Annotated in this window: 15 protein-coding genes; 5 read left to right on the forward strand and 10 right to left on the reverse strand. The window is 39.3% G+C overall.

Going from position 1 to position 17,455, the window contains the following annotated elements:
- Positions 1 to 223 precede the first annotated feature (223 nt).
- From WD048_00300 to WD048_00310, 3 genes are all read right to left on the reverse strand, one after another.
- The gene (locus WD048_00300; protein ID MEX0810620.1) at positions 224 to 841 is read right to left on the reverse strand and encodes a hypothetical protein; all 618 of its coding nucleotides are present in this window, start codon (positions 839 to 841) and stop codon (positions 224 to 226) included.
- 83 nt (positions 842 to 924) lie between these two features.
- On the reverse strand, positions 925 to 1,533 hold the full coding sequence (locus WD048_00305) for a hypothetical protein (protein ID MEX0810621.1): 609 nt from the start codon (positions 1,531 to 1,533) through the stop codon (positions 925 to 927).
- Positions 1,534 to 1,629: 96 nt separating this feature from the next.
- Positions 1,630 to 2,031: a hypothetical protein gene (locus tag WD048_00310; GenBank protein MEX0810622.1), complete on the reverse strand. Its 402-nt coding sequence runs from the start codon at positions 2,029 to 2,031 to the stop codon at positions 1,630 to 1,632.
- Positions 2,032 to 2,190: 159 nt separating this feature from the next.
- Here WD048_00310 and WD048_00315 point away from each other — a divergent pair, with 159 nt between their 5' ends.
- Positions 2,191 to 2,907 carry a hemerythrin domain-containing protein gene (locus tag WD048_00315; GenBank protein ID MEX0810623.1) on the forward strand — a complete coding sequence of 239 codons (717 nt, stop codon included), beginning with the start codon at positions 2,191 to 2,193 and terminating at the stop codon, positions 2,905 to 2,907.
- Here WD048_00315 and zupT read toward each other — a convergent pair.
- Entirely contained in the window at positions 2,893 to 3,726 is an 834-nt protein-coding gene (zupT, locus tag WD048_00320) for a zinc transporter ZupT (protein ID MEX0810624.1), read from the reverse strand. The two genes, WD048_00315 and zupT, sit on opposite strands and share 15 nt — an antisense overlap.
- Positions 3,727 to 3,892: 166 nt before the next feature.
- On the opposite strand from zupT, the gene WD048_00325 reads away from it, so the two are divergent.
- The 3 genes from WD048_00325 to purQ are packed head-to-tail and all read left to right on the forward strand — an operon-like array spanning position 3,893 to position 7,119.
- Positions 3,893 to 5,353, forward strand: coding sequence for a hypothetical protein (locus tag WD048_00325; protein ID MEX0810625.1), 1,461 nt, complete (start codon positions 3,893 to 3,895; stop codon positions 5,351 to 5,353).
- A 4-nt stretch (positions 5,354 to 5,357) separates the two neighbouring features.
- Complete coding sequence (locus WD048_00330; GenBank protein ID MEX0810626.1) at positions 5,358 to 6,362, forward strand: hypothetical protein; 1,005 nt, start codon at positions 5,358 to 5,360, stop codon at positions 6,360 to 6,362.
- 49 nt (positions 6,363 to 6,411) lie between these two features.
- Positions 6,412 to 7,119, forward strand: a complete 708-nt coding sequence (gene purQ, locus WD048_00335; protein ID MEX0810627.1) for a phosphoribosylformylglycinamidine synthase subunit PurQ — start codon at positions 6,412 to 6,414, stop codon at positions 7,117 to 7,119.
- Between the two features lie 57 nt (positions 7,120 to 7,176).
- Here the strand turns inward: purQ and WD048_00340 are convergent, their stop codons facing one another.
- The 3 genes from WD048_00340 to WD048_00350 all read right to left on the reverse strand — a co-directional run bounded on the left by WD048_00340 (position 7,177) and on the right by WD048_00350 (position 9,120).
- Positions 7,177 to 7,494, reverse strand: a complete 318-nt coding sequence (locus WD048_00340; GenBank protein MEX0810628.1) for a nucleotidyltransferase domain-containing protein — start codon at positions 7,492 to 7,494, stop codon at positions 7,177 to 7,179.
- 107 nt (positions 7,495 to 7,601) lie between these two features.
- A complete protein-coding gene (locus tag WD048_00345) occupies positions 7,602 to 7,991 on the reverse strand; it encodes a hypothetical protein (GenBank protein ID MEX0810629.1) in 390 nt (129 codons plus the stop codon).
- A 139-nt stretch (positions 7,992 to 8,130) separates the two neighbouring features.
- On the reverse strand, positions 8,131 to 9,120 hold the full coding sequence (locus WD048_00350; protein MEX0810630.1) for an aspartate-semialdehyde dehydrogenase: 990 nt from the start codon (positions 9,118 to 9,120) through the stop codon (positions 8,131 to 8,133).
- Between the two features lie 126 nt (positions 9,121 to 9,246).
- Between WD048_00350 and WD048_00355 the strand changes: the two genes are divergently transcribed.
- The gene (locus WD048_00355) at positions 9,247 to 12,663 is read left to right on the forward strand and encodes a lamin tail domain-containing protein (GenBank protein MEX0810631.1); all 3,417 of its coding nucleotides are present in this window, start codon (positions 9,247 to 9,249) and stop codon (positions 12,661 to 12,663) included.
- Positions 12,664 to 13,019: 356 nt separating this feature from the next.
- On the opposite strand, the gene WD048_00360 is transcribed toward WD048_00355, so the two are convergent.
- The 3 genes from WD048_00360 to WD048_00370 all read right to left on the reverse strand — a co-directional run bounded on the left by WD048_00360 (position 13,020) and on the right by WD048_00370 (position 17,387).
- Positions 13,020 to 14,144 carry a hypothetical protein gene (locus WD048_00360; protein MEX0810632.1) on the reverse strand — a complete coding sequence of 375 codons (1,125 nt, stop codon included), beginning with the start codon at positions 14,142 to 14,144 and terminating at the stop codon, positions 13,020 to 13,022.
- A gap of 8 nt (positions 14,145 to 14,152) precedes the next feature.
- Entirely contained in the window at positions 14,153 to 14,932 is a 780-nt protein-coding gene (locus WD048_00365; protein ID MEX0810633.1) for a hypothetical protein, read from the reverse strand.
- 217 nt (positions 14,933 to 15,149) lie between these two features.
- Positions 15,150 to 17,387 (reverse strand): helix-turn-helix domain-containing protein, encoded by a 2,238-nt coding sequence (locus tag WD048_00370; GenBank protein MEX0810634.1) that lies wholly within the window; start codon positions 17,385 to 17,387, stop codon positions 15,150 to 15,152.
- Positions 17,388 to 17,455: the final 68 nt, after the last annotated feature.

A 17,455-nucleotide genomic window follows, 5' to 3' on the forward strand; every position in this document is an offset into this window, starting at 1 on the left:
AGCAAATACGATCAACTAAAATTGCTGGTGTTGGTATAAGGCTGCAAAATTATCGCTAAGTGCAGTAAAAACCAAATTGTAGTTTATTTATAAGAGATACACTTATTGCTTTGATTTAAAGCAATTTATAGGACAGTTCTTAGCTGTAAAATTGAGTATATTGAATTGTGAAAAGTACCTTAGCAGATAAAAACATAGAGATATTGGTATATACCCAACCGCATTACCACTTCTTTTTATACTGCTTTTCTGCGTCATCTAATACCAGGTAAAAACTTTTTGCCCAATAGTTTCTAAAACCAAAGCCGCCTGCATCGCCCTGCATTTTTTTGCTGAAAAGGATTTTTCTGCTTTCAATGTCAAAAAATACCAGGTGATAGGAGCCTTTTTCAGTGGCCTTATTCAGTGTCTCTGCAATGAACACAAGTCCAATCCCGGAATTTCCACCTGAATCATACTTCTTGATCATTCCTGCTAATTGATCCTCGCTAAATTCACTGGCCTCTTTTTTCACCAATTGATTGGGGTCAACTTTTGAATTGAGTTTATTGACCGATTCATTGTTGTATTTTATTTCATTTTTTTTGAAAATGCCTTGAAGGTCGTATTTGTCTTTTTCGCTGATAAACAAGCCGTTCCAGGACTGGAACATGCGATTTACAATATCATTTGGATTGGTGAAGCCTGATCCTTCGGCATCTTCTATACATTGCACTTTTGTATAGTCAATTCCAAACCAAACCAATTCGTCAGCAGCTTTTACATCTTCTATTCCAGCTGCTTTAATTTGAAATAATGAAAGTAAAATAAGATTGATCATTAAAAGGCTTAGCGTTTTCATAGTTGTATTTTTTTGTTAAGATAAAAAATCCCGGTACAAGCAGAAAATGTACCGGGATTTTTTTCCGCTAAATGCAGCTATATTTATTTCAGTCCTTTTTTGGCGATGTATTTTGCCAATTCCTTTCCGCATTTTGCATAGGATTCAGCAAGGCGTGTTCCTGTATCGAAATCCATTCCTGCAAACTGACTACCTGGACATCCGAAAATTGCCATTTTCAACAGTTCTTTCCCGCTTGAGTCGGTGAGAATTAACTCCCCATTAATGGAAGCTGGTTTTTTCATGACACCAATATTAAAACCAGGTTCGGTATAAGTGGTTTTAAACGTAACCGTGTGATCATTATCTCCATGTTTGACTAAAATCACACTTCCTGATTTGCCCTCGGCATGTTTGTTAAAAAGCTCTTCAAACTTGGGTTCAAAACGATTTCCCCTGTCTGCTACCCAAGACTCAGCCCAGTTGTCACCCCTTCCAGGCTCATCTTCGTTGTACTCTTTTACCTTTTTTGCAATGTAGTCCTCTTCCTTTTTGAATTTTCCCACACCCATGCTGCTGTAGTCATATTCAATATTTACAAGTTCTTTGCCTTTAAAGGCTGAGACATCTCCTTTTAAAACTTTGATTTTTTGTGCGAATGCTGTTCCACTAAAGAATAGCACCGCCATTAAAATTGGCATTGTTTTTTTCATGATTCATGATTTTTGATGATAAAAAAATTATTTCAGTAAAAATAAACTTAAATGGGAATTTGTAGTAAAAAAACAATCAAAAATATCAGATTAAAATCATTCCTTGACGAAAATGTAAATGATTTCGCGTCCACCTTCTGGTGTACCTCCCTTCATCATACTTCCTGACTGTTGAACTGAAAAATTTGAAGAAGTGGAAGTTTCCAGCTCGTAGCCTTCATTGTATAGCTTTGCAAACTCTTCATTGATAATACGGTTATCTGAATCAATTTGTTCATTCATGCCTCCATCAATATAGCGCTGTTGTAGTTCCCTTATGATTACATCTTCACCAGGTTTTGAAATAATCAGTCTTTGCTCATCACTTTTTCGTTTTGGTGCGCCCATCCAGTTTACCAGTCTAACGGTGGCAACTTTCGTTTCGGACTGGGCAAGCAATTGATTAGAATCAGGAACAAACAACAATGCAGCAAAACAAAATAAAACCACTTTTTTCATAACACTCAATACTTTTTTGATTCAATAAAACATTAAAGGTTTTAATGTATGTGTTCTTTATGGGAATTCAAATACAGCTTTGTATTTTATAGCTACAAATAGCTATTGATCAGACAAACTACTTTCTCTAATTTCACTGAGACACAAAACCTAAGGATTATGAGCAATTCATTACAGTCTTATCTAAACTCAATAGGTGAAAATTCCGATCATCTTCAAATGGTATTGGATCGTTATCCATTGAAAATTGAAAACAGGCAAGAGCCATTTAGTAAATTTTTAACGCGAAACCAGCTGACTGAAGACTTTGTAAAAAATATTGCAGTAGTTCTTGAAAGCCCTGAAAGTTTCGAAGCTGAAAATTTTAAGTCCGCAAGCATACCGGTTGTTTTGGATTACTTAAAAAGCACACATCAATACTATCAGTCTTATTATTTTTCAAAAATAGACCGAAGTATCGATAATCTTTATCAGCTCTATTCAGAAGCTGAAGAATTGCTTGATTTGCTCAAGCTCTTTTTTATGGATTATCAAAGGGATATTCATTTGCACATAGCGGAAGAAGAAGAAAAACTTTTTCCTTATATCTATAAGCTGCTTTGTCTGCCAAGTGTTACCTTTAAAAAAAGACACAAAAAAGGTTTTAGCATAGCACAGTTTAAAAAGCAGCACAATGATGAAAATGAGAATGCGCTGCTTCAAATTATCAATATGATTCGCCAGCGATATCCGGCTGCCGGTTTTTCCCCCTTGAATATTTTATTGCTGCAAATTCAGCTCTTTGAAAAGGATCTGCGCATTCACAGTAAAATAGAAGAGGAAGTTTTGCTGCCCAAAGCAGAAAAATTGGAAAAATTAGTGCTAAATAATTATTAGCAGGCTAACGGCCATAACAAGCATACCGAGAATCAGCCCATAAATAGAATGGTGATGCGCCCCGTATTTTTGTGCTGCCGGTAACAGTTCATCTAAGGAAATAAATACCATAACTCCCCCAACTGCGGAAAATACCATTCCAAAAACGACTTCATTAAAAAAGGGCATCAGAAAAAAATAAAATGCCAGGGCTCCTGCCGGTTCAGCCAATCCGGATAGGAAAGAGTAAAGAAATGCTTTACTTCTGCTGCCGGTGGCATAATATATAGGAACTGATATTGCAATGCCTTCGGGAATGTTGTGAATGGCAATGGCTATAGCCAGGGAAATACCCAAAGCAGGATCCTGCAGAGTAGAAAAAAAAGTGACTATTCCTTCCGGGAAGTTGTGAATGGCAATGGCCAATGCCGTAAACATGCCCATTCTGGCCAAATATTTTTTATTAATTATATCCTTATTCTCGCCTTGTGGCAATGGCCTTAGCATTTCCTCAGTGTTTTTCAACTCATGTGGATTTTCTGCATAGGGAATCATGCGGTCAATCAGGGCAATGATAAATATACCCGCAAAAAAACCAATAACGGTATAAAGTGTGCCTTTGGAAGTTCCGAGTTCTTCCTGCAAAATTTCCTGTGCAACCGGAAAAACCTCTATAAAAGATACATAGAGCATTACTCCCGCAGAAAAACCCAATACAGCCGAAAGGAATTTTTTATTGGTGGGTTGTGCAAAAAAAGCAAGTGTAGAACCTATACCCGTTGATAATCCGGCAAATAGTGTAAGACCAAAAGCAAGCCAAAGATTTTCACTCTCTATCATGGCTTGCAAATTTACGTTTTTTAGAATTATCTAAAAATTGTTTTAGTGGTTTTAAATAATTTATGTTGTTAAGATTTTTCAATGGATGTGTTTTTGTCGAGAAAATTGGCTTAACCGTATCGCCTTTATTTTGTAATATTGATATCTGCTTTTAAATTTTTTTATAGTGCAACAGCTTTTAATATTCTTCTTAGGATTTTTTATAGGTAATCTGGCTTTAGCTCAGGATGTTGCTTTTTCAGAGCCGGAAAAAATCTCCAGTAAAACCCCTAATTTTCAAATTCTGGGAAAGAACAATGATGGGGTTATACTTTATAAATATGGCAAAGGGGATTATGAGATCAATGCTTTCAATTCCAATTTAAAAAATATATGGTCTAAAAAAATTAGAATTCCAGAAGATGAAGCCGATATCAAGAGATTTGTGATTTTTCCGGACTCTACCTGGATGTTTTTTTCATCAATAGATCAAAATGGGATCGGGCAGATCAAAAGCATGTTGCTGTCCTCAAAATTTGAATATTCAAGTCAACCGATACTACTCGACACCCTAAGTCATAACAAATATCTGATTGAAGACCGGCTGAAAATAGTTCATTCTAAAGACAGGAGTCATTTAGTTGCTTATTTGCCTTTTTATGAGGGCAACAATATGGATGCGCTGTATCTCTTAGGCATACAAGGTAAAGATTCGGTATATACACGCAGCTACTTTCAAAATAATTTGCCGGGAGATTATATCCTTAGAAAAGTAGAACCCGATAGCAAGGGAAATGTATTCATTTTACTGGAACACGAAAAGAAAGGAGATAATAGGAAACCAATGAGTCAGCCGGAATACTTGTTATGGAAATACGACAGAGTCACTGATCTTTTTATACAGATCAGAGTGGATTTTGAAAGGCCTTTTTTTGATAAGCTGATGATGGATATTGACAATCACAACGAAAGCATAGTACTCAGTGGTCTATATGCCGATGCTGAAGGAAAATTATCAGAAGGCTATTACCTCGGAATTTACGATATAAAATTGGATGCTTTAACAGTAAATCGCTATGAACCCTACAATAGAGAGATATTTGCCAAAGTTACCGGCAAGGAAGATGAAAAAATGCAGGGGTTTTATTCTTTTAAAATAAGTGATATCGTTCTGCGCTATGACGGGGGAGTGAATATTTTAATAGAGTCCTCTTTTGACAATACTGAAAGTATGGAAATTCCTTCCTTTACACCTTCTGCCGGGCCAAATTATCGCACAGTGAATGTGATTTACTACAATGATGTGATTGTACTGTCAACTAAAGCCGATGGTTCGCTCGACTGGTATTCCGTAGTGAAAAAAAAACAGGTTTCAGAGGATGATGAAGGTTTCTTTTCTTCCTACTGCCTGCTAACAAGACACAACCACCTCCGATTGATCTACAATGAGGAAATTTATCACAAAACCAATATCAACGCATACAGAATAGATAAGAAAGGGGGGCAGCAAAGAAAATTTGTATTGAATGCAGCAGATAATAATATTTTTCTGGTGCCCTCACTGGGCAAGCAAATTTCTGCAACAGAGGTTTTAATTCCCAGTTTTAAGCGCAATTATTTCCGGCTTGTGAAATTTAATTTTAACTAAACCCGTGCTTTCATTCTTTGACAACAACAAACCATTTCTAATCCTCCCGCTTTTCCTGCTGGTATTAATATTGCATTTGCGTTTGTTTTTTGATGGAATAAGCCTGGCCCATACAGATGTACAGGCACCAATTGCACAATCTTTAGTAAGGGTGTTTGATCTAAGTAGCGGGATGCCGGTCTGGCTCGTTTTTATAATCAGTAGTGTGCTGCACTTTCTTGCTGCTTTGGTCTTTAATCAGTTTTTCAATGATTTTAAATTTATAGACCGTCAGTCACATTTGCCTGCCTATATGTATATTTTAGTCAGTTGTTATTTCACTGATTTCCTGCAATTACACCCCATGCTCTTTGCCAATATCCTCTGTCTGCTTTCCCTGAATCAGCTCTTTTTGGCATACAATGCCAAACAAGCATTTAAAGCCATATACAATGGTGGGTTTTTAATTGCACTCGCAGCACTTTTTTATTTCCCTTTTCTAATGCTTATTCCTGTTTTGATAATTGGGTTATTTGTATTCAGGGGCTTTATATGGCGCGAATGGACAATTCTTGTATTGGGAATCCTAACCCCCTTCTATCTGCTCCTGGCTTATTTTTATTTGAGCGGACAATTTGTTTCAAGATTTGGAATGCAATTGTCTCCAAAAGTAAAAACCCTGGGGCAGATGTTTGAGCAAATGAACTGGTTGGATTTTACACAATCTGCAATACTGATAATTATTAGCATATTTGCCTTATTTGTGATTCAGTCCAATTATTTCAACAGCCAGATAAAGATCAGAAAGTACTTTACTGTTTTTTACTGGTTACTGGCTTTTTGTGTTATAGCAGCTTTGGTTGAATTTCCGCCAGATCTTAAGCAATTTATGATTTTAACCTTACCTTTGTCCTTTGCTTTCAGCTACTTGATTATGAGCCTGGAAAACAAGCGCTGGGCTAATTTGCTCAATATAATTCTATTGTTGATTATATTCTCCGGACAGTACTTTGGGATCATTTTTAATTAGCCGCAGAAAACAAAAAAATAGCTTTTTTAATACTAAAACATAGAAACAGATGAAATTTGGCGTTGTAATCTTTCCCGGATCTAATTGCGACAGAGACATGATCCATGTATTGCGCAATGTAATGGGTGCAGAAGTAATAGAATTGTGGCACAAAGCAGAAAGTTTAGCTGATTTCACTACCGATGATTGTATTGTATTGCCAGGTGGTTTTTCCTATGGTGATTATCTGCGATCAGGGGCTATTGCGCGTTTTTCCCCTATTATGAAATCTGTTGTTGAATTTGCCAATAATGGCGGTTATGTTTTTGGTGTTTGTAACGGATTTCAGATTTTATGCGAATCGGGTTTGCTTCCAGGGGCATTACTTAGAAACAATAATCAGAAATTTATTTGCAAAAACATACACATAGTTCGCCAAACAAAAAACACAATATTGACTCAAAGAGTGGGCGTAAATAAAGCCTTGAAGATTCCCATAGCACATGCTGAAGGACGCTATTATGCTGATAAAGCAACGATAGAAAAATTAAATACCAACGATCAGGTGCTTTTTAGATACTGTGATAAAGATGGCGAAATTCTAAATTTGGCCAATCCAAATGGTTCAGTAGATAACATTGCTGGAATTTGCAATGAACAACGCAATGTTTTTGGTATGATGCCTCACCCGGAACGTGCAGCTGAATCTATTCTCGGCAATGATGCCGGCTTGTCAATGTTTCAGTCATTACTAAGCGGAAAACTGCAAACTGCTTAACTTTTTCAGTTACGGACAGGATATAATCACATTCGTGTAAAATGTGATTTCAAAAAATCATGCAGCGAAGGGGACATATTCTACTTCCTCTAAAATATATTTTCCAATAAAGGGATTGAGCGATTGGGGCGTAACTATTTCGACCTTTCTTTGGAGTAAATTTTGCAAGAAATCATGTAGGGCAACAAAGTTTTTAAGGTTTTTTTGCGCTTTGTTAATTTCAATGAAAAAATCTACATCACTATTGCTGTGGATATTTCCTTTTACAAAGGATCCGAATATACCGAGTTTTTCAACTCCGAAGCCTCGCAATTCCTTCTCTTTGGAAAGAACCTGATCAATGAGTTCTGTTTTGTTTTCTACAGGTCTGTTCATAATAGATGAAATCTACGACTATCTCAAACAGTTTGTAAAAGAACAGGAAAAACCAAGGAGCCCCATTGGATTTAAACTGAAGCAGAGTTTAATTTACACTCCCTATCCTAGTCAAATTCTAAAAGAATATTCAAACTAAAATCTTCTGAATAACCTAGGTTTTTACAAAATTGTGAACCCAAATCACATTCGCAACAATCATAACATTCTATTATCCAATAATCCTTGTTTCTGTTATTATTTGCCGGAAATGCCCGTTCATACTTCCATACTTTATGCTCCAAGAATAATTTATTGGCTTTAGAATTATCTGTTAGAACAATTCCATTTTTTATTTCCTCGACAATTATTGCGCTATCCGGCACATATACTATTACCATATTTGGCACATATTCTCCAGAATCTCTACAACACTCATCTTTTTCCTCCTTATTGCAAGATGTTATTACAATACAAGAAATGGAAATTATCAAAATCAGTTTAGACAATTTAATCATAACTTAATTTTTAATAAGCATTAGATATTTCCACTAATATAAAAATAAATAGTGCATAATTACCATTATCTGTTGAATAGGGACTTAACAGATGGCAGAAGGCATCTTGCGAGAAATAATGCTGCTTAAGACAAGATCACTATACCAAACCCTTCTCCACCAAATACTCCGCAATTTGCACAGCATTGGTAGCGGCTCCTTTTCGCAAGTTGTCCGAAACAATCCACATATTCAGCGTATTGGCATTGGACTCATCCCTGCGCAGGCGGCCAACAAAGGTTTCGTCTTTATCATGGGCAAAAAGCGGAAATGGATATTCCAGCTTTTCGGGATCGTCTTTTACCACTACACCCGAAGTATTGCTCAATAAATTTCTCACTTCAGCCAAATCAAAATCCCTTTCAAATTCCACATTCACGCTTTCGGAATGTCCGCCTACTGTGGGAATACGCACGGCCGTAGCGGTAATGCCAATTTGCGGAGCAGAAAGAATTTTGCGCGTTTCGTGTACCAGCTTCATCTCCTCTTTGGTGTATCCATTGTCCAGAAAAACATCACAATGTGGCAGGCAATTTTTATCAATGGCATAAGGGTAAGCCTTTTCTCCTTCCTTGCCCGCACGTTCGTTTTCCATTTGCTGCACGGCTTTCACGCCCGTTCCCGTCACCGATTGGTAAGTGGAAATCACCAAACGCCTGATGCCATATTTTTGGTGCAGCGGATTCAGGGCCAATACCATTTGAATGGTTGAGCAATTGGGATTGGCAATGATCTTATCTGTTTTTGTTAATGCAGTAGCATTGATTTCCGGCACAACGAGCGGAACATTTTTGCCCATGCGCCAGGCAGAGGAATTGTCCACCACAGTAGTTCCCACGGCCTTGAATTTTGATGCCCATTCCAGCGATACACTTCCACCTGCCGAAAACAAAGCAATATCCGGAGCAGCATCCACGGCCTCCTGTAATGTGTGAATGCGGTATTTCTTCCCCTTGAATGACAGCATTTTTCCTGCAGATCTTTCCGATGCGGCAGGAATAAATTCATCCACGGAAAAATTTCTTTCCTCTAAGACCTGTATCATTTTTTGCCCAACCAATCCGGTTGCGCCTACCAAAGCCAGTTTCATATAGTTATTTATTGTTTGAACATGATGCTTTGAGCTGCTTTAAAAGACAGTTTCTGAATAACATCATTTTATTAAGTCACAAAAATAAGGCTAAAAAATATCCCAAAAAATAGCTTAATTTGCTTTGTGCGAATATTATTGTCCTTAATAGCTGTCCTCGGTTTTTACTTTAGTGCATTAGCGCAGTTTAGCGATGATTTCTCCGATGGAGATTTCAGCAACAATCCTACCTGGTCGGGTATGGATTCCCTGTTTGAAGTAAATGCCAGCAACCAATTGCAACTGAACGACACCGTTCCTTTGAGTGCCGCCTACCTAAGTACGGAAAGCGAAGCCATTGAAAACGGGCATTGGGAATTTTTGGTACAAATGGATTTCAATCCCTCCTCGGCCAATCTGGCACGGATCTATCTGGTTTCCGACAAAGCCAATTTGCTGGATGATGTCTTTGGCTATTATGTAGAGCTGGGCGGCACGCCCGATGAAGTAAGTCTCTACCGCCAGGATGGTTCCAGCGATACCAAAATTATTGATGGAAAGGACGGTAGGATCAGTATGTCATTTGTAAATGTGCGGGTAGAAGTTTTCCGCGACAGCTCTGGCAATTGGGAATTGTATGCCGACAGCACCGGTGGCACTGATTTTATCCAGGAAGGCTCGGTGTTTGACAATACTTATTTCAGCTCATCCTATTTTGGGGTACGTTGCAATTATACGAGCACCCGATCCGATAAATTTTTCTTCGATGATTTTCAGGTTAGCGGACAGCCCTATATAGACAATGTGCCGCCCGAATTGGACAATTTGCTTTTGGAAAGCGACAGCACTTTGCTCCTGACTTTTTCTGAAGGCATGGATTCCACGGCTTTGGACAATAACAATTATTCAGTCAATAATGGCATTGGAAATCCGGCAAATGCAACAGCCACACAGGCCGACCTCTCGCAAATCCGCTTGGAATTTCAACCGCCCTTTTCAGTGAATGGCGTTTATACTTTGAGCTTTTCCAATTTGACCGATCCTGCGGGCAATCCTTTGGTGCAAAATTCATCAGACTTTACTTTTTACAAAGCTCAAAAAGGCGATGTAATCATCAATGAAATATTGGCGGACAATAGTCCTGTCGTTGCTTTGACAAATGATCCTGGACTGGAATACATCGAATTGTACAATCGCAGCAGTTTTGATATCAATTTGAATAACTGGACAATTGAGGACAACCTTTCCAGCGGCAGCATTCCAAACATTATTTTACCAGCCGATAGCTTTGTAGTTTTAACTACTTCAACAAATAGCGACAGCCTGTCTTTTTATGGTTTTAGCGGAATTTTTGTAGGCGTGCCTTCTTTTCCCGGGCTCAACAATGGCGGTGAGCTGATTGAGCTGAAAGCACCGAATAGCAGTATAATTGATCAAGTAGAATACAAAACCGAATGGTATGGCGATCCCGTGAAGGAAGAGGGTGGCTATTCCTTAGAGCGCATCGATCCTGATTTTGAATGTCCGGGTGGAATCAACTGGTTAGGTTCCGATGCTGCTGAGGGCGGAACGCCCGGTTTTAGCAACTCCGTAAAAAGCAGCATCACAGATAATATTACACCCGAAATTGAATCCCTGATATTGGCAGGAGCCGATTCCCTTTTGCTTACTTTTTCTGAAAGTATGGACAGCGCTGCTTTAAATGTGGCCAATTATATTATTTCGCCCGGCAATGTTTCTGTTGCCAATATTTTGGCCGAAAACGAATTGCTGCAAACTTTCACCCTGATTTTGAATAATCCAATTAATATTGGGACTGTTTACGAACTCCTTTTAAATAATCTGAGAGATTGCCCGGGAAATACCCTTGTCGGCAATACCGAAAATTTTGCCATTCCAGAAATGCCCAAAGCCAATGATGTGATTATTTCGGAGATCATGCCCAAGCCTGATCCTGAAGTGGAATTGCCCAATCAAGAATATGTGGAATTGTGGAATAGAAGCGATAAAGTGCTCAACCTGAAAGACTGGGCTTTTTCTGCCAACAATTCCTCTGTAACACTGCCCGATCGACTCTTTTTGCCCGGTGACAGGATCATTCTGGTTCCCAAAGAAAATGCAGCGGATTTTGAGGCGTATGGCGAAGTATTGTCCCTTTCCCGATTGCCACAGCTCACCAATAGTTCCGGTACTTTATTGCTTTTTGACAATACGGAAAAAGTAATTGACCGAGTGCTTTATTCCAATACCTGGTTCAATAGCAATATCAAAAAAGAAGGCGGGTGGGCTTTGGAAATTATAGATGGAAATAATCTGTGCCAGGGCGAGGGAAATTGGACAGGTTCAAAGGATGCTAAAGGCGGTACCCCGGGACAGGAAAATTCGGTAGCGGCAGAAAACCCCGATGAAATTGCTCCGCGCATCAATCACATTGTTTATGAAGCGCAAGATTCCCTCGTGTTGTTTTTTGACAGTCCCTTGGATGAAGCTGCTGTTTTGTCAGCCAATTTTGATTTGTCGCCACAAGATTTGGGTATTGGGCAGGTTTCATGGTCTGCATTGGAGCCGGAAAAAGTGCGCATAAAATTACAGGACAGTCCGCGGCAGAATACCATTTACACACTCACATGCAGCGAAATAACGGACTGTGCCGGAAACGAGGTGGATGAAAATTTCAATTCCGCCCGCTTTGGCATTCCCGAAAAACCGGAGGAAAATGCCGTTGTCATCAATGAAATATTGTTCAATGCCAATACTGGGGGCAGCGATTTTGTGGAATTGTACAACCGCTCCAATAAGATTTTTGATCTGCGCGATTTAGTCATTGCGCGGGCACCATACGGCTCCCGAGACGATTATGATGCCTCTGCCATTTGTTCCGAAAATGGTTTTCAGCTTCTACCGGGAAATTTTGTGGTGCTTACCCCCGACCCTGAAAACATTGCGGAAAACTATACGGTGGAAGATGAAAGAACCCTGCTGGAGGTGGACGATATGCCGAACTACCTGAACAGCGATGGGATTGTGGCTCTGCTCAATAAAAGCCTGGAGCCTTTGGATCAGTTGGAATATATCGAGGACTGGCATTTTCAGTTGCTGCAAAGTGTGAAAGGCGTTTCGCTGGAGCGCATCAATTACGAACGACCTACGCAGGATGCCGACAATTGGCATTCGGCAGCAGAGGCTGCGGGCTTTGCCACTCCGGGAAGGGAAAATTCCAATTTTTCAGCAAATTTCAGTACAGAAAACAATATTCACCTGGAGCCCAAACTTTTCTCTCCCGATGGCGATGGCTATAAAGATCTATTGCAAATCCATTACCAGTTCAATCAGCCTGGTTATGTGGCCAATATTAGGATATTTGACGGGGAAGGGCGGCCGGTAAGGAGATTGACCAATAACAAACTATTGGAAGCCAAGGGCTACCTCACCTGGGACGGCACCACGGACGATCAGACCAAAGCCCGCATCGGCACTTATATCTTAATGTTTGAAGTATTCGAGCCCAATGGCAACACTTCCAAATTCAAGAAATCCTGTGTGCTTGGAGGGAGGTTGGATTGATGGGGAAGCCCTAACAGTATTGACTCTCTGAATCAAAGACTTTATTCTATAACTATACTTCATTAATAATTGGGGACTATAAAGACCTAAGCAGATTATAAAATTGGCAATAGGATGACTTGCATGACAAATTTGATGCCTAAGGAAATCTCCATGCGTTAAGTCTTAATAATGAAGCAACGCTTGTACAGCAAAACAGATAGCCGTCATTCTTCAACCATTATCAGATAGAGGAAAAACACTGAGAATGCCTAACTCCGACAGAGTTCACATGCTATATTGCCTCACAAAAACAAATTCCTACAAATATTGCAACAGCGGTCAGATTGCTGATCAGAATTGAAGACTTTCATATTTTAAAAGCCCAACTTTTCCATTATTACACCCTGAATTTGCGGATTGATGGCAGCAGCCAGTGCAATGGAAATAAACAGGCCAATAAGCGCATAGGTCATGTCGCGCAGTACAAGTGTAAAAGTCTGCTTTTTACTGCGACCGGTTTTGCTGTGTGGTGAAAATTGCATGGCAATTTCCCTGCCTCCGAGCAGGCCTAAAAACACCCAGGTAGTGCTCATAGGGATAGTGCTTATTTCTTTGAAGAAAAAGAGCAAAACAGCATAGACCAAATCAATAATGGATGCAGAGCGCACATCGGTTACACTCGATTTTTCTTTTACAATACTCTGAATTTTGTCCCCTTTCAGATAAAAAAGTATCCCAAGTCCGAAAAATACAAAACCTGCAAAAGCCACATATTCCCAAATGCTCAATTGACGCGGTAGAAAAATGGCAATATTAGCAGCATCCTGCATGATCCACACCGACCAGAGCGAACCGCTTATGGTCCACTGAGCTATACGCCAGTAAGGGTGTGGTTTACCTTTTGTAAACCTTTTCAGGAATTTACCCATGCCATACCACACTACAATAGCCGTTACAAATGCAAGGCCGTATCCTGTTAAACTTTTTTGGGTCACCCCCAGAATCGCATCTGCATCGGCACTGAAAACACTCAGCAACATAAATGTAGTCGATACCGGCATTCGCAAGCGCGTAATCATTAAGAGTATAAGCGGAGAAATCAATTGTAGAAAATGAAAAGAAGTAGGCGATTCTGAAAAACCTTTGGAAGTAAGTCTTTGAAATGAAACATCCCCGTCAAAAGTATGCCAGCTGTACAATGAAGTAACAAGGAAAATACCCCCGATAAACAACCACAGGTGCCACCATTTTCGGTCTTCATTGGAGGCAATAAAAGTACCTATGGTTTGAATAGAATCGTTGGCAATGGCCGAATAGGCTGCAAACACAAACCCTACCCACATGGCAATGGCCGGATAAGGGTAAAATATAATGGATGAAAGCAAACAGAAAGCAACCAGCCGCAAAAAAGTACGCTCACGAAAGAAAAATAGATTGAGAATGCGATAACGCTTTTCTCCTATAATGGCCGATCCTAAAGAATACCTGCTATCGCTCATAAAAATGCTTAAATATCAAAATTCGAGTCAAATTGTTCATCTATACTTATTTCCATTTCCTCTTCAGTTGAGGTAATAATATTGTCCTCCATTAAATCTGAAAGTTTGAAATAGGCCAGTGCCGCTCCAATTGCCAGAAGTGGTGTTGCAATCAGTATTTGTTTTAAGCTTTGCTCCAGTAAATCCCCAATATGACTGCGATAATGGTAAAAACTCAACAAAATATCCTGCCACAAAGTAATGATGGACACGCTTTCAAGCGGCAAAGTCACAGCAGAAACCATAAAAACCACCACACTGATAAGCAATGTGCCGGTTAGTCGCTCCAACCTAAAAGAATACCTGATAAGTACCATTAGGTAGCTGAGAATATATACCAGCAGGGTAAATACAAAACTTCTGAGAATAACATCTTTTATTTCAAAGGCATAGAAAATAGAATTGTCAAGTACAGGGCTAAGGGACAAAACAGTTTTCTGCAGTTGTAAATAAATCAAAAAGCCTAAAGCTGCTCCTATTAATTGTGCAGGAATATTGATCAACAAAGGATCCAGCGTTTTTTGTATAAAACAGCGCATTAGCGAAAAGGCGGGAAAAATATCCACTTTATAGCTATAAGAAGCGATGAAAATAACAAAGACATAAAGCATGGCTGAAAACAATGCAATTTGCAGATAGGAATAGCTGAAGCTATCTGAACTGGCTCTTCCGGCAATCACAAAATAGGCAATGGTGAAAATCAATGCTGCGGAAAATTCAGAGAAGAATATTTTCCAGTTATTTTGCATGCCCGGCAGTTTAGCCATATTGAATTCAGATTAGGAGCAAATGCCCTTGAAGTGTTTATAAATCAATGATTTATTGGTATGCCAAAATCAGGTATTGTTTTCAATTACTACTTTGGGGACAAAAATACTATACTTATTGATTTTGAAAAGCCAATGCTGATTTAATATTAGAGCTCGCCCAAAAACTTAAAACTGGCTTAACAATGGAATTCTAAATTCAGGATTCTGATGCTTCAGTTTTCAAATTGTAATGGTGGTTCATTACTGCGCGAATTTCATTGTAAGAGTATCCCTCTCCCAGGCTTTCCTTTATTTCGGACATTTTGCGCGTTTCATCGCCCAGTTCTTTTAAAATGCTTTCCACTTTATCGGCTTTCACAAAATCAAAAACAGACAATTCACCTGTTTTGATAAAGGAAATCAAATGCGACTCAATAGTCCCCAGGACCAAACCTCTTTCTTCAGCTATTTCTTCTGCACTTTTTCCTTCTTTAAAATACTGCAAAGTAATTTTTTTACTTTCTCCTTTTTGGGGTTTTTGTTTGGTGAGTTTGGGTGCTTCGCTGTAGCTTGTGTTTTTTTGCACTTCGCTTCTTGTTTCCAATAAATGCGATTGGTCTTTGCCCTGCATCAAGCCTTCGGCCAGCTGTCGGCTTTGTTCTATTTCAGTGATCTTGTGTTCGCATTCTACTGTAAGCTCATGAATTTCTTTCAGGTATTTCTTTACCCTGCGTTCTTTTTTAAAGCGTTCGGTTTGTCCCTTTAGTGCCTGGATAATTTCCAACAATCCGGGTTTGAAATATTGTTCGGCAGCTTTAATGCGCTCAAAAAGTAAAGGATAAGGATCGGATTCGGAATGGGTTATTTTATTGAGTTGATCCCTGAATTTATCGGCAGGAGTTTTTTGAAGTTTGATTTTATCACGGCATTCCTGTGCTATTTTTTCGGCTTCATCTATATGTGGAATATTACGGTTTGCATGACTTTGTACAAATTCTTTAAATAAATTATAGGGTTTGTCCCAGTCAAAACTTTCATTGATGCAGCGGTGTATATATGCCTTTTGTTCTTCTTTAAGAACAGCTTCCAGCTTATTGTTTTGGCTTGTGCTTTCTTCCATAAAGTCCAATACCCGCTTATCGCATTGAATACTGCTTTCTCGAATTACAGATCTTAGTACCAGGCCATTTTTATTGCTCAACCTGCTCAGTGCCACATATACCTGACCGGGAGAAAATGATGCGCCTGCATCGATCACGGCCCTGTCAAATGTCAATCCCTGGCTTTTGTGAATGGTTACTGCCCAGGCAAGACGTATGGGGTATTGCCTAAAAACTCCTATTTCCTCTTCATCTAAGCGTTTTTGTGCTGAATTGTAATTGTAGCGAATGTTTTTCCATTCCTCTTTTTCCAGAAGCAGGGGCGTATCATCATCCGGGAATTCCACCCAAATCATGCGGCTTTCTATTTTTTGGATCGTACCAATTTTACCATTGTAATAGCGCTTTTCCTCCCCTTTATCATTTTTGATGAACATGATCTGTGCCCCTTTTTTCAGCTCCAATATTTCCTCTGCCGGATAGGCTTTTTCGTTAAAATCCCCATCTATTTCAGCTTTGAATTTTTCACTGTTTCCCGACAGTTTGCGCAATTCCGATTCATTGATATTGCGTGCTTTATAATTGTGCGAACAGAGGGTAATATAATGTTCATCTGCTTCGGGCTTAAATTCCGGCTGGTAATAGGTGTTCAGCTCCTGCAGTTCGCCTTCATCCAATTGATTGTGCCGAATCTTATTGAGCATAGCTATAAAAGCATCATCGCTCTGCCGGTATATTTTTTTCAACTCAATGCAAAGTGGCGGTGCTTCTCGCAAGGCATGGGCGTGAAAAAAGAAAGGGCTGGAATAATAATTTTTCATCACTTGCCACTCATTATTTACCACCACCGGAGGCAATTGAAACAAATCGCCAATCAACAAAAGCTGAACTCCGCCAAAGGGCAGCCTGGGTTTCTGGCGAAAATGCCGGAGTATCGCATCTATGGCATCGAGCATATCTGCGCGCAACATTGAGGCTTCATCAATAATGAGCAGCTCCAATTCCCTGAGGATTTTCCGTTTGTTGTTGTTAAAGCGAATTTTATTGAAAAGCGTATGTTTGGTATGAGCTGAGTTTTCGCCAGATAAAAACTGTTGTGGATCGGCACTTTCAGGTATAAATGGAGTAAAAGGCAATTGAAAAAAAGAATGCATGGTCACTCCTCCGGCATTGATAGCTGCAACTCCGGTAGGTGCTACTACAACTGCATTTTTGGTCGTATTGGCTTTGATATAATGCAGGAATGTTGTTTTGCCCGTACCGGCTTTTCCGGTAAGAAACAGATTGCGGCCAGTGTGATTCACACAGGATTCGGCCAGTTTAAAATACTTGTTTTCAGAATCTGTTTGTTGCATAATCATCGAATTTAATAAATTTGATACAATTGTTGTGTGCAGTTTTAGGATATGATTCTTAAACCCAT

The organism is Chitinophagales bacterium, assembly GCA_040877935.1.
Taxonomy (GTDB): Bacteria; Bacteroidota; Bacteroidia; order Chitinophagales; family CAIOSU01; genus JBBDNB01.

Bases quoted from the DNA above. Each gene is read 5' to 3' on its own strand.
- WD048_00360 (MEX0810632.1), bottom strand. From the start codon at position 14,144: ATGAGCGATAGCAGGTATTCTTTAGGATCGGCCATTATAGGAGAAAAG.
- WD048_00345 (MEX0810629.1), bottom strand. From the start codon at position 7,991: ATGATTAAATTGTCTAAACTGATTTTGATAATTTCCATTTCTTGTATT.
- WD048_00350 (MEX0810630.1), bottom strand. From the start codon at position 9,120: ATGAAACTGGCTTTGGTAGGCGCAACCGGATTGGTTGGGCAAAAAATG.
- WD048_00305 (MEX0810621.1), bottom strand. From the start codon at position 1,533: ATGAAAAAAACAATGCCAATTTTAATGGCGGTGCTATTCTTTAGTGGA.
- WD048_00315 (MEX0810623.1), top strand. From the start codon at position 2,191: ATGAGCAATTCATTACAGTCTTATCTAAACTCAATAGGTGAAAATTCC.
- WD048_00340 (MEX0810628.1), bottom strand. From the start codon at position 7,494: ATGAACAGACCTGTAGAAAACAAAACAGAACTCATTGATCAGGTTCTT.
- WD048_00365 (MEX0810633.1), bottom strand. From the start codon at position 14,932: ATGCAAAATAACTGGAAAATATTCTTCTCTGAATTTTCCGCAGCATTG.
- WD048_00310 (MEX0810622.1), bottom strand. From the start codon at position 2,031: ATGAAAAAAGTGGTTTTATTTTGTTTTGCTGCATTGTTGTTTGTTCCT.
- purQ (MEX0810627.1), top strand. From the start codon at position 6,412: ATGAAATTTGGCGTTGTAATCTTTCCCGGATCTAATTGCGACAGAGAC.
- WD048_00370 (MEX0810634.1), bottom strand. From the start codon at position 17,387: ATGCAACAAACAGATTCTGAAAACAAGTATTTTAAACTGGCCGAATCC.
- zupT (MEX0810624.1), bottom strand. From the start codon at position 3,726: ATGATAGAGAGTGAAAATCTTTGGCTTGCTTTTGGTCTTACACTATTT.
- WD048_00300 (MEX0810620.1), bottom strand. From the start codon at position 841: ATGAAAACGCTAAGCCTTTTAATGATCAATCTTATTTTACTTTCATTA.